This window comes from Alteromonas sp. ABH4_456, assembly GCF_056160645.1.
This window is the reverse complement of the sequence record NZ_JBSWXO010000013.1, coordinates 25,163-37,195: the sequence shown is the minus strand read 5'-3', so window position 1 is coordinate 37,195 and position 12,033 is coordinate 25,163. Positions and strand designations below refer to the sequence as shown.

At 48.8% G+C, this 12,033-nt stretch carries 12 protein-coding genes and 1 other annotated feature; of the genes, 9 read left to right on the top strand and 3 right to left on the bottom strand.

The genetic code is table 11. The annotated features are described in order from the left end of the window. Window positions 1-27: 27 nt before the first annotated feature. A complete protein-coding gene (locus ACXAG2_RS17485; protein ID WP_474869097.1) occupies window positions 28-927 on the bottom strand; it encodes a sulfite exporter TauE/SafE family protein in 900 nt (299 codons plus the stop codon). Between the two features lie 139 nt (window positions 928-1,066). On the opposite strand from ACXAG2_RS17485, the gene ACXAG2_RS17480 reads away from it, so the two are divergent. The 8 genes from ACXAG2_RS17480 (at window position 1,067) to arsB (ending at window position 7,411) form a co-directional block, all read left to right on the top strand. Further along, window positions 1,067-1,957 carry a TraB/GumN family protein gene (locus ACXAG2_RS17480; RefSeq protein ID WP_474869096.1) on the top strand — a complete coding sequence of 297 codons (891 nt, stop codon included), beginning with the start codon at window positions 1,067-1,069 and terminating at the stop codon, window positions 1,955-1,957. A 185-nt stretch (window positions 1,958-2,142) separates the two neighbouring features. After that, window positions 2,143-3,333, top strand: coding sequence for a methyl-accepting chemotaxis protein (locus ACXAG2_RS17475; RefSeq protein ID WP_474869094.1), 1,191 nt, complete (start codon window positions 2,143-2,145; stop codon window positions 3,331-3,333). 227 nt (window positions 3,334-3,560) lie between these two features. After that, a complete protein-coding gene (locus ACXAG2_RS17470) occupies window positions 3,561-4,127 on the top strand; it encodes a lipid-binding SYLF domain-containing protein (RefSeq protein ID WP_303575479.1) in 567 nt (188 codons plus the stop codon). A gap of 50 nt (window positions 4,128-4,177) precedes the next feature. After that, window positions 4,178-4,690 (top strand): nucleotidyltransferase family protein, encoded by a 513-nt coding sequence (locus ACXAG2_RS17465; RefSeq protein ID WP_474869092.1) that lies wholly within the window; start codon window positions 4,178-4,180, stop codon window positions 4,688-4,690. A 125-nt stretch (window positions 4,691-4,815) separates the two neighbouring features. Then, the gene (locus ACXAG2_RS17460) at window positions 4,816-5,154 is read left to right on the top strand and encodes a metalloregulator ArsR/SmtB family transcription factor (protein ID WP_474869089.1); all 339 of its coding nucleotides are present in this window, start codon (window positions 4,816-4,818) and stop codon (window positions 5,152-5,154) included. 21 nt (window positions 5,155-5,175) lie between these two features. Then, window positions 5,176-5,649 carry an arsenate reductase ArsC gene (locus ACXAG2_RS17455; RefSeq protein WP_474869087.1) on the top strand — a complete coding sequence of 158 codons (474 nt, stop codon included), beginning with the start codon at window positions 5,176-5,178 and terminating at the stop codon, window positions 5,647-5,649. Then, window positions 5,649-6,383 (top strand): arsenical resistance protein ArsH, encoded by a 735-nt coding sequence (gene arsH / locus ACXAG2_RS17450; RefSeq protein WP_474846520.1) that lies wholly within the window; start codon window positions 5,649-5,651, stop codon window positions 6,381-6,383. The genes ACXAG2_RS17455 and arsH overlap by 1 nt, the downstream gene beginning before the upstream one ends. Window positions 6,384-6,394: 11 nt before the next feature. Beyond that, window positions 6,395-7,411: an ACR3 family arsenite efflux transporter gene (gene arsB / locus ACXAG2_RS17445; protein ID WP_474869084.1), complete on the top strand. Its 1,017-nt coding sequence runs from the start codon at window positions 6,395-6,397 to the stop codon at window positions 7,409-7,411. A 166-nt stretch (window positions 7,412-7,577) separates the two neighbouring features. Here arsB and ACXAG2_RS17440 read toward each other — a convergent pair whose 3' ends face one another. Together ACXAG2_RS17440 and ACXAG2_RS17435 are read right to left on the bottom strand one after the other, a co-directional pair. Next, entirely contained in the window at window positions 7,578-10,295 is a 2,718-nt protein-coding gene (locus ACXAG2_RS17440; protein ID WP_474869083.1) for a M16 family metallopeptidase, read from the bottom strand. Window positions 10,296-10,404: 109 nt separating this feature from the next. Continuing rightward, window positions 10,405-10,728 carry a hypothetical protein gene (locus ACXAG2_RS17435; RefSeq protein WP_474869080.1) on the bottom strand — a complete coding sequence of 108 codons (324 nt, stop codon included), beginning with the start codon at window positions 10,726-10,728 and terminating at the stop codon, window positions 10,405-10,407. Window positions 10,729-10,962: 234 nt separating this feature from the next. Then, window positions 10,963-11,079: a sequence feature (His leader region), on the top strand. 46 nt (window positions 11,080-11,125) lie between these two features. On the opposite strand from ACXAG2_RS17435, the gene hisG reads away from it, so the two are divergent. Continuing rightward, entirely contained in the window at window positions 11,126-12,028 is a 903-nt protein-coding gene (hisG, locus tag ACXAG2_RS17430; RefSeq protein WP_119501875.1) for an ATP phosphoribosyltransferase, read from the top strand. The last annotated feature ends 5 nt before the right edge of the window (window positions 12,029-12,033 follow it).

Below are 12,033 nucleotides of genomic sequence, written 5' to 3'. Positions count from 1 at the left end.
CGTCATTCCCGATGAAAAGTTTTCCGTTCAGAATACCGGCAATCCGCTGATCCCCAGCAGTAATACCCACAAACCGAAAAACAATTTTAATTTCTGTACGGAAAATGCCAGCACAACATATTTAGCCAGTCTGCCGCCAATGATTGCACCTGCTCCGGCAAACAATACCACCGGCCAGACAATGGCTAAGGATTCAGTGACATGGTAAATCACCCCGCCCCATACTGAACACGCAGTCAGCATCACAGCGACAGCAATTGCCATGGTAACGTGAAAGCCTCTCAGAATAAGAAATACAGCAACAAGCTCACCGACGCCGACAGACAACCATGCGGTTACAGCTCCGCCAACAAACGCCACCACGGGCAACAGCGCAGTTTCAGCCATGGAGAGGCTACTTCTGAACCGGGTTTTCTTTAATAACGGGATACTGGCAAAAATGACCAGAGCCAGAAAAATAGAGAAAATACCGAAGCCCAGGTGCAAATCATTCACGTTACCCTGAATGAAAGACAACAACGGAATGCTGCCGGCAGCAAACTGTGCCATCAGGATACCGCACACCGAAGCCGGCACTGTAAGTGCCACCACCTGCGGTAACATTTGCCAGTTCTCGTTATGCTTTTCTTTGTTTCGAAAAAACGCCCACCAGCTCAATGCACCGGCCGTCATACCGCAGCACTGAATGGCAAAACTGGTTGCCACAATGTTCTGAGGGGAAAAATCCAGATGGTGGAACACCGGCACAAAAACAACGCCGCCACCGGCCCCGGTTGCATTCGCAAACACAGCACCGATAACACCGAGTAACGCAAAAGCACCATTTTCTGCCACGATGCCAGCCGGATCCGGTTGCATAAACAAAACAATAAACCAGAGGATGATCAGCGCAGAGGGAACGGAAAACTGACGGATGATACTTAACACAGACAGACTACTTATCCAGAAATTACACCGCGATGGCTTTCGCAGGTGAAAACAAACATTTGAGAATTGTACTTTTACAGCTTTAACAGTAAATTGCATAGCACATTATAAGAGGAATCGTAGCAAAGGACTCAGTATTATGCGAACAGCCTTCACCGGATTAAAAAAGGGTTTTATAGCCGCAGTGGCTTTATGGGGTATGGCCACGCCGCTTACTGCTTTCTCAGCATCCGTCTGGGAGGTGAGCAAGAACGGGAATACCGTCTATATCGGTGGCACACTGCATATCCTCAGCCCGCAGGACTATCCGCTACCGGCAGAATATGACATCGCTTATAAAGCATCCGGTAAAGTCATATTCGAAACCGATCTGGATGCCCTGGATACGCCGGATTTCACCCGTAAAACATTGCAACTGATGACTTATCAGGACGGACGCACAATCAAAGATGATTTATCTGAAGAAACTTTCAGTATGCTGTCTGACTGGCTCTCTGAAAGAGGTATTCCGGTAGCTCAGGTAAGCAAGATGAAGGCATCATTTCTTGGTATTTCGCTGTCTATGCTGGAAATGCAGCGGGCAGGTTTAACCAGTCAGGGGGTCGACAAATACTTTTTCGCCCGCGCGACGGAAGACCAGAAGTCTGTAGGCTGGTTTGAAACGCCTGAGCAGCAATTAATGATGCTGGCCGGACTGAGTGAAGGTGACGAAGATGCCTACATCCGCTACACCCTGGAAGAGTTAGAAACCATGAATGACTCACTGGAACCGATGAAGGAAAACTGGCTGACCGGTGACATGCAGGCTCTGTATAACGACAGCATGGAAAGCTTCAAAACAGACTATCCTGAGGTGTACGATGAAATGCTGACGAACAGAAATAAAGCGTGGCTCCCGCACATTGAAGAGTACCTGACCACGCCGGAAACAGAGTTTGTACTGGTTGGCACCATGCATATGGCCGGTGCCGAAGGCGTTATCGCCATGCTTGAAAGTGAAGGTTATTCAGTCATTAAAGTTAATAAATAAGTATTACCCGCCGATATATGTAAGCGTAAAGACGATTTCAGACAAAATAATCATTACTGTTCTGAAATTTTAAACTACGTTTAAATCAACAAAATATGCCAGTTAACCAGAGCGACTTGTATTCAGGTCGCCTCTGCTGCCGGTGCTGTCCGGAAAGTTTAAGCGTCTGACTGTTTTAACGGAGTTTGCATGTCCATAAAGCGAAGATTTCTCATCGCCATACCGTTGTGCCATTCAGCCACTGGGGCTACGACATCTTGCTGGTGGAATCGAACAGTGAGAAAACGTCCATGCTCAGCACAGCGCTTTTCGTTTTGCTGATTAAAGTACTGGTGGCGAGTAGCATTGTTCTCATCAGTCTGGTTATCCTGGTGAAACGTTATGTGAGTCAGCCTCTGGATGAGTTTAATCAGGTTGTCAACAGTTTGTCCGGCGGTGAAGGCGATCTGACTTTCCGCTTCGAAAACAAAAAGAATGATGAATTTGGCCGCATGGCACAGGCCTTCAATAAATTACTGGCACAACTGCAGTCCACGTTACAAAACGTCGACAGTGCCACTCAGGCTATGCAGTCTAAATCACAGGTGCTGAACAGAACAGCCACCAGCGCACAGAAAACCGTGAAATCCTTATCTGACGAAACCAGTGCGATCACCAGTGCCATCACTGAGCTGCAACAAAGCGCGGAAGCGGTCTCAGTAAATATTCATCATGCCAGCGATGCTGCAAATGCGGCCGACGCTGACACCCGTAACAGTGTTAATGTACTGAAAGCGACTATCAAAGACATAGAGAAACAGGCCCGGGAAGTGGATGCCTCAGTACAGGTAATTACCGATCTGGCCCGCTCCAGTGAGGAAATCAGTGGTGTCATGGATGTTATCCGCAATATTGCCGAACAAACCAATTTGCTGGCTCTGAATGCAGCCATTGAGGCCGCCCGTGCCGGAGAACAGGGCCGGGGCTTTGCGGTGGTCGCAGATGAAGTTCGCTCACTGGCAAGCCGTACCCAAAGCTCTACTGAAGAAATCCGCGTCATGATTGAACGCCTGCAACAAGGCAGCCGCGATGCGTCTGAGCGCATGCAGTCGAATAAAGACAATGCATTTGCAACCGTGGAAGTGACACAAAAAGCCGGAGAGACGTTGCAAAAAGCACTGTCCGCCGTCGCAACCATTACTTCCCTGAATCAGGAAACCGCATCAATGGCCACACAGCAGGCCGCAGTATCGCAAGATGTATCCAAAAGACTCAACAGCATTCAGCAGGTTGGTAGTGAAAATGAGCAACATGCCCGCGAGGTATCTGATAACTGTGAAGCGCTGGTTGAGCAGATTGAACAAATGCGGGAGCAACTGAGACGCTACCGCTTCTGATGATCAGGTTTGGCGCAATTTGCGGACGAGTGTCTGTAAATTGCGCCATCGCCCCCCTTCCTTTCCGGCTACATCCTTCCCGAATCACACATAACACATTGAATAAAAAGACTTTATAAAACTAAGCACGCTAATTGCTTTGTTCTGTCAGATCTGAAGTTGCTTATTGCCTCGTCTGCATTCAGACAGGTTCTTACAGGAGTAATAGCATGATAAATCTGATTAGAATGATAAAAACCAAACGTATTGTGTTCGCTGCCGGTGTACTGATGCTGGTATCAGGCTGCGCTTCCATGGGCAGTGGCACCGTTGCTGAAAAGCGGGACGCCATACTAACCATGCAGGATGTGGCGCTGGCGAAACTCTACAAAGAAAAACCCGATGTAAAAGCGCAAATAGAAACAGCGCCCGGCTATGCCGTTTTCAGCAATGCGAATGTGAATATTATCTTTGTTTCAGCCGGCACCGGTTACGGTGTAGTTAACAACAACACAACCGGCCACCAGACATACATGAATATGGCCGAGGGCGGCGTGGGACTGGGGATCGGAGCAAAAGATTACCGCATTGTGCTGGTGTTTCATTCTCAAAAAGCCATTAACTACTTTATTGAGAACGGCTGGACCGCAGGGGGTAACGCAGATGCCACTGCAAAGGCTGGTCAAAAAGGTATGTCGGTTGAAGGTGAAGGGTATTTAGGTGATATTACCGTTTACACAATGACGGAATCCGGTCTTGCTCTGCAGGCTTCGGTAAAAGGCACCAAATTCTGGCCAGACAAACAACTCAACTAAATGAAACAGCGCTGCGCGATTTAACCGTGCAACTTTTAAAGGATGATCCGTTGCGGTATGCAGCTCTGCAAGCCGTAGCGGCCTTATCGTTACCGGACTGCTGGATTGGCGCCGGATTCATCAGAAACCTCATCTGGGATCACACTCACCGGCGCAGCATTCCCACTCCCCTTAATGACGTGGATGTCGTGTACTTCGATAGTGACAACGTTTCTGTTGAAGCCGAAACTGTGCACACAGGCCGGTTGAACACCGTCATGCCGGCGCTGAACTGGGAAGTCCGTAACCAGGCACGTATGCATGATAAACATGAACGTCCGCCATTCAGCAGTACCCCGGATGCGGTTTCACACTGGATTGAAATTGAAACTACTGTCGCAGCCAGACTTCACAACGGAAATATCGAAGTATTCAGTGCTTATGGATTAAGTCACAACTACAACAATACCATCACCCGCAATCCGCTGGCAGCAAAGGCAACCTTTGATTCACGGGTAAAAAATAAATCGTGGTTGGCTGAGTGGCCGGAGCTGAAAGTGCAACACGGGCAGATTCAGCGGTAACATCTTTTCGCGCCCTTGCCCTTCCTTTCTTTCTTATCCCGGTGAAAACTTCACAAAACTATCATTGACTCTCACCCCTAAACATGTGAAATTTCACATATGTATTATTTCACATGTATCAACTTATGAATGCGCTGCAACTGTTTAAATGTCTGGCCGACGATACCCGGCTGAAATCCGTTGTGCTTATCCATACGTTTGGTGAAGCCTGCGTGTGCGAGCTGATGGAAACCCTGAAATTGGATCAGCCCAAGACATCCCGTCACCTGGCATCACTACGTAAATGCAACATTTTGCTGGATGAACGCCGTGGCAAATGGGTGTACTACCGCCTTCATCCCGAACTGCCGGCATGGGCAAAATCTGTGATTGCAAGCGCCAGCAAAAGTAACAGCGAAGACTTCGAAGCGTTATTGGCGACTTTTAAGCAATGCCAGCTTAACGGCAACGATTGTTGTAATTAAATTTTTAACCGGAACACACTTATGAAAATTCTGTTTATCTGCACCCACAACCGGTGCCGGAGTATCCTTAGCGAAGCCATCACCAACCAGATTGGCCGCGGCATCATTGAAGCTCGCAGCGCCGGCAGCCAGCCGGTGGGTGAAGTACACCCGCTGTCTGTGACATACCTGGAGGAATCCGGCTACAGTACAGCGGGCTTACAAAGCCAGTCATGGGACGAATTCGAAGACTTTAGCGCCGATGTTGTCATTACGGTATGTGACTCAGCAGCGGGTGAGACCTGCCCGGTCTGGTTCGGTAACAGTGTCAAAGTTCACTGGGGTCTGTCAGATCCATCGAAAGAAAGTGGTACCACTGAAGAGATCCGCGCAGCCTTTTTAAGCTGCATCCGCATTATTGAAGAAAGAGCAAAACAGTTGCTGACCATTGCTGAAAAAGCAGGTGATACTGAAGCTCTGCGCAAGGCTCTCACGGATTTAGGAGTGCAACACTGATGTCAAAAGAGTCCGGGACATCCCCAGCTTCTGATTTGCCCAATATCGATACTTCACACTGGCAAACACCGGTTTTTGATGCCTGTTTGCCGGGCGCCTCTGAACATAAGCCGCGAATACTACTTCTATACGGTTCTCTGCGTGAGCGCTCGTTCAGCCGCCTTGCTGTAGAAGAAGCCGCCCGTTTGCTTACCGCCATGGGGGCGGAAACACGTATTTTTAATCCGGAAGGTTTACCGCAAACCGACACCGGAGATGAACATCATCCGAAAGTGAAAGAACTTCGTGAATTAATGATGTGGTCAGAAGGTCAGGTGTGGTGCTCGCCGGAGCGTCACGGTGCCATGACCAGCATTTTCAAAAGTCAGATAGACTGGGTGCCGTTAAGTATCGGCGGCGTCCGCCCGACTCAGGGTAAAACGCTGGCGCTGATGCAGGTCTGCGGTGGTTCGCAGTCATTTAACACAGTCAATCAGATGCGAATTTTGGGTCGCTGGATGCGTATGGTTACCATACCTAATCAGTCGTCGGTACCCAAAGCCTTCCTCGAATTTGAAGAAGACGGCCGTATGAAACCTTCCCCGTTCTACAACCGCATCGTGGATGTGATGGAAGAGTTAATGAAATTCACCCTGCTGCTTCGTGGCAATAAAGACTTTTTTGTCGATCGCTATTCTGAGCGGGTGGAAAGTGCAGAGGCACTGAGCAAGCGCGTTAATCAAAAATCGATTTAGGATATTGAACCATGGGATTATTTGAACGCTTCCTCTCAGTCTGGGTTGCACTTGCGATTGTTACAGGCTTGCTTGCAGGCAGTTTGTTTCCGGACTTGTTTGCTACTGTAGCAGGGCTTGAATATGCACATGTGAATCTGGTAATCGCCGTACTCATCTGGCTGATGATTTACCCGATGATGGTGCAGGTAGATTTCACCTCGGTTAAAGATGTAGGGAAGAAACCCAAAGGCGTGGTTCTGACCCTTATCATCAACTGGTTGCTTAAGCCTTTTTCCATGGCTTTTCTGGGCTGGCTGTTCTTTAAAGGCATCTTTGCAGACTGGGTCGATCCGCAAACAGCGGGCGAATACGTAGCCGGTATGATCCTTCTTGGTGTGGCCCCCTGCACAGCTATGGTGTTTGTGTGGAGTCAGCTCACAAAGGGTGATGCCAACTATACCCTCGTGCAGGTTTCCGTGAACGATATCATCATGATTTTCGCCTTTGCGCCGTTAGCGGCCTTTCTGCTGGGCGTTACCGATATTACTGTTCCCTGGAACACGCTGCTATTATCTGTCGTGCTGTACGTTGTGATCCCTCTTGTAGCCGGTGTGAGTACACGGAAAGTACTGGACAGTAAGGACAACCACCAGCGCCTGACACAATTTCTTGACACCATGAAGCCCTGGTCAATTGTCGGGTTGCTGGCTACTGTCGTACTGCTATTCGGCTTTCAGTCTGAAACTATCATTGCAGATCCGCAGGCCATTGTATTAATTGCCATACCGCTGCTTATTCAGACCTACGGCATTTTCTTTCTGGCTTACTGGCTGGCTAAGCGAATGGGATTGCCCCACAATGTTGCCGCCCCGGCATGCATGATTGGCACGTCAAACTTCTTTGAACTGGCTGTTGCCGTGGCAATTTCATTGTTTGGTCTCCACTCGGGAGCCGCACTGGCTACTGTCGTCGGCGTGCTGGTAGAGGTGCCTGTGATGCTGTCGCTGGTAGGCTTCGCAAACAGAACGCGGCACTGGTTTAACTAACTAACACGTGGCGCCACCCGTGATTGTGAATAACAAATAGGCCCGCTCTATTTAGAGCGGGCCTTTCGTTTTTAATTCAGAGCGTTAACGTTCAAAGCATTTATGTTCATAACGCTGAATTTCAAAGCGCTTCCGGGGCACCACCCATTTGTTGCCGGACGGGAGCTTACTCTATTTCCAGCATCACCACTTTACCCATTGTCTCCAGTTCGTTCTTGTAAAGTGCAGCGTCACCCACAATCAGATAAATGACATTATCAGTAGTGAACAAACCGGACTGCGCCCTGACGTCTTCCAGGGTGAGCTTGTCATACTCCTGCTGTAATAACATAGGATAGTTGAGCGGCTTACCCTCTTTCAGACTGGACTCAATTTCTGACAGCACACTACCGTTTGTTTCAAATAAGCCCGGTAACTTACGGATTTCAGTCGTAACGGTTTCGGTCAGTTCCGTTTCCGTTGCCGGATTGTCACCATTGTATTCTTTCATCTCGCGGTCTATTTCGTTAACCGATTCGACGGTTTTGTCACTCTGTACCGGCGCGTACACAAACCACGGACGCTGCCCCAGTGTTGTCATCGCAAGGCTGCGTGCACCGTAAGCCCAGCCTTTATCTTCCCGCAAATTCATATTCAGGCGGGCGGTAAATTTACCGCCTACAATGGCATTAGCCGTTTCGATAGCCAGTGTGCTTTTATCTGATACAGGCGGGATGAGTTTACCGGCCAGTATAAGCGACTGGGGAGAATCAGGACGGTCGGCCAGGTAGAATGTACGGCCTTTCACCTGCGGCACATCAGCAATGCGCTTTTCTCCGGCTTTACCACTGACTTTCCAGTCACCCAGACTGTCATTCAACATGGATTGGAGTGCTGATTTTTCGATGTCACCCACAACAATGATTTTCGCATTGTCCGGGCGTATCCAGGTACTATGGAATTCCTTAAGTGTTTTGGTGGAAATTTCACTGACTGACTCATTGGTGCCGGAACCTGTCAGCGGCATACCGTATGGATGATCTTTTCCATACAGCAAGGGCGGCAATTCCCGGACCGCCAGTTGTACCGGCTGAGATTTTTCCTGAGCAATATCCGACAGCCAGATCGGCTTAAGCTTTTCCAGATCGCTTTCCCGCATGGCAGGATTTTTTACCACGCTGCTGAAAAGTGACAATGCAGGCTTTAAGTTCGCGGTAAGAGATTGTAAATGTGCATAAGAACTGTCCAGCGAGCCGCCAAAATAGCTGGCAGCGCCCAACATGTCCATCTTCGTTTTGTAAGCTTCACCATCAATTTTACCGGAGCCTTCTTCCAGCATGCGCATGGTCATTGATGATGAACCCAATGGATAGCCATACGCGTCGGCAGCATAACCACTGTCGAACACGATACGCAGAGAAACATCAGGCACGGCATCCCGCTTAACAAAATAGACCTGCAACCCGTTATCCAGGGTAAATTCCTCTGCCTCAGGGAACGACAGCGCGGGCATTTCTGTCACTTCCGGTAATGCAGAGCGGTCTGCCCCTTCTGTACTTGCTGCATAATTCGGAAACGGGCGGACAATCAACTGATGATAAGGAAGATCGAGCCATTTTTTAGCGACGTTATTGAGCTCCTTTGGTGTTGCCTCTGAATAGCGCTTCAGGCTTTTCATATAGTGGTCTGAATCGCCGGCATATAACTCGCCTTCTGCCAGAACATTAGCCTTTCCGCCGAAGCCACCAATCTTCTCCATACCGCGTATAGTGCGGGAAAGCGTGCGCATCCGCGCCCCTTCCAGTTCCTGCTTACTTACCGGTTTGGCAAGCAGAGCGGCAATTTCTTCATCAATAATCGCAGACACTTTATCTTCATCAGCATTTGCACCGAGCGTCACTTCGAGGGTAAAGATACTTGCCAGCGTATGCTCTTCTAAATAAGCGTCAATACCGGTTGCCAGCTTTTCTTCTTCCACCAGGCGCTGATACAAGCGTGAGGTTTTGCCTTCTCCCATCACTTTGGCCAGCAAATTCAGTGCTTCAGTATCATCATCTACCCGTCCGGCTACCGGCCAGACCCGGTAGATGCGCTCAGCCGCCACCTTGTCGAACAGTTCTTCATAGCTGTTGAAGTCTTTAACCGGCACGTAGGATTTCAGACGTTTTAAGGGCGGTCCCGGAGGAATATCACCAAAGTAATGCTCTACTTTCTCCCTTGCAACTTCCGGCGTGATATCGCCGGCGAGAACAATGACAGTATTGGCAGCACCGTAATATTGCTCGAACCAGACTTTTACGTCATCCAGACTGGCTGCATTCAAATCTTCCATGGAGCCGATAGTGCTCCAGCGGTACGGGTGGCCTTCAGGAAAAATGCCTTCCAGCAAACTGTATTCAGCTTTACGGTACGGCGTGTTGTCGCCCTGACGTTTTTCGTTCTGTACTACGCCGCGCTGGTTATCCAGCTTTTCCTGTGTGATGGCACCGAGCAGATGCCCCATGCGATCAGATTCCATCCACAACGCAAGGTCGACGGCGGTAGACGGAACATTCTGGAAGTAGTTGGTGCGGTCAAACCAGGTGGTACCGTTCATATCGGTGGCGCCTACCTGGTCAAAGGGCTTGAAGTATTCGCCGTCGTAGTTTTCCGAGCCGTTAAACATAAGGTGTTCAAACAGGTGAGCGAAGCCGGTTTTACCGGGTTTCTCATCTTTAGACCCCACGTTGTACCAAACAGAGACCGCGACAATGGGCGCTTTGTGATCTTCGTGGACCAGTAATGTGAGGCCGTTGTCCAATTGATAACGGGTATGAGGGATAGCCAGATCGTCAACGTTTAAAGTTGCAGCATTCAGGCAGGTATGTGTAATTGCCATCGCAATCAGCAGCAGTGATTTCTTCATAGTATCTGTCCGTAGTATTTATTGTTAGTTCTCCTGTATCACCGGCGCAAGCCCTACAGGTCAATTTTTATACTAGCGGATATTTACCGGAACACCAGACAAAATTGGATCAGATATAGATATCTAAATGCTTTATTTTACTGTCTTTATTGTCTGAAGAGGGCTCCTGACTGTTGTCAGCCTTGTGTCCGGAACTGACCGGCTGATTTTCTTTGGCATTTTCATCGTGTTGATCCGCTTTATCATCGTGATGATGCCCGTTGTCACGTTGTTGCTTTTCAGCCACACGACGCTCCTCGTCGTGCTCATAACGCTCATCTTCACCCAGGCCTTTGGTTTCCGCTTCCTTACTGACTTTCTTTACGCGGTCATCCGGTTTAACCGGCACCTTGCCCTCTCTCGGCAGAATAGGAAAAATAAGGTCGTTGCTCACCCTCACCTCCTCGTAAATAAGAACACGCCATTATTCGCATTTTTGATGACATTTATTTCACTGTCGCAAGTTTTAACCCGTTTCGAACAGTAAGATATAACTTATGACCAAACATTTAGTATAATAATTCCCTTATTATGGCTTTTTGGGGTTGATTTAGATCACTCAATTAGCTACTGTTTGCCGCGTCAAAAAGATTGGAAACGAATTTTACATGTTTAATTGCGCTGCTAACCATCACCACCATCATAAAGCATAACCTTTCAGGTTCGTGCTGGAAGGTCTATTGTTCCTTCCAGTGGCGCAGATAAAAAATTCTCGACCCCCGGAAGGAAACTTCCGGGGGTTTTTCGTTTAAGCAGCTTCAAATCAGGTTCACACAAAGAGGAATGTTCACATGGGTGACAGCAAACGTCTGCGTATTGCAGTTCAGAAATCAGGCCGTCTCAGCGATGACAGCATCGCGCTGCTAAAAGCGATTGGTATTAAATTATACATCCGTGACCGCCTTCTCATCGCCCATTCTACTAATGAGCCTATCGATTTACTGCGCGTACGTGACGACGATATTCCGGGTCTGGTCATGGACGGCATTGTCGACCTGGGTTTTATCGGCGAAAACGAATTAGAAGAGAAAATGCTGGAACGTCAGGCGGCCGGCAAAGCGTCTGATTTTGAAGTACTGCGTCGTCTGGATTACGGTGGTTGCCGTTTGTCCATCGCGGTACCGCAGGAAATGAAATACGAAGGCATTCAGTCCCTGGAAGGTAAAAAGGTAGCAACGACTTATCCTTACCTGCTTGAGCGTTATTTCAAAGAAAATAATATCAATGCCCGCGCGGTTATGCTGACCGGCTCAGTAGAAGTTGCTCCCCGCGCCGGTGTGGCCGATGCGATTTGTGACCTAGTTTCAACCGGTGCCACACTGGAAGCTAACGGACTTGTGGAAGAAGACGTTATTTTCCGTTCAAAAGCGGTGCTGATCCAACGTGCTGACGGTGCGCTTTCAGAGCAGAAACAAGCGCTGGTGAATCGTCTTGTGCCCCGTATTGATGGCGTCATTCAGGCCAAAGAAAGTAAGTACATCATGCTGCACGCGCCGAAAGCTTACCTGGAACAAGTAAAGAGTTTACTGCCAGGCGCTGAGAACCCTACTGTACTGCCTCTTGCCGGGTCTGACGATGCGGTAGCGGTACACGTGGTCAGCCCTGAAGACTTATTCTGGGAAACCATGGAGAAACTGAAATCCTTAGGTTGTCGTTCTATTCTGGTTATGCCAATTGAAAAAATGATGGGTTAATCTGC

Coding starts and splice junctions, on each gene's coding strand:
- ACXAG2_RS17480 (WP_474869096.1), top strand. CDS start 1,067: ATGCGAACAGCCTTCACCGGATTAAAAAAGGGTTTTATAGCCGCAGTG.
- hisG (WP_119501875.1), top strand. CDS start 11,126: ATGGGTGACAGCAAACGTCTGCGTATTGCAGTTCAGAAATCAGGCCGT.
- ACXAG2_RS17460 (WP_474869089.1), top strand. CDS start 4,816: ATGAATGCGCTGCAACTGTTTAAATGTCTGGCCGACGATACCCGGCTG.
- ACXAG2_RS17470 (WP_303575479.1), top strand. CDS start 3,561: ATGATAAAAACCAAACGTATTGTGTTCGCTGCCGGTGTACTGATGCTG.
- arsH (WP_474846520.1), top strand. CDS start 5,649: ATGTCAAAAGAGTCCGGGACATCCCCAGCTTCTGATTTGCCCAATATC.
- arsB (WP_474869084.1), top strand. CDS start 6,395: ATGGGATTATTTGAACGCTTCCTCTCAGTCTGGGTTGCACTTGCGATT.
- ACXAG2_RS17455 (WP_474869087.1), top strand. CDS start 5,176: ATGAAAATTCTGTTTATCTGCACCCACAACCGGTGCCGGAGTATCCTT.
- ACXAG2_RS17440 (WP_474869083.1), bottom strand. CDS start 10,295: ATGAAGAAATCACTGCTGCTGATTGCGATGGCAATTACACATACCTGC.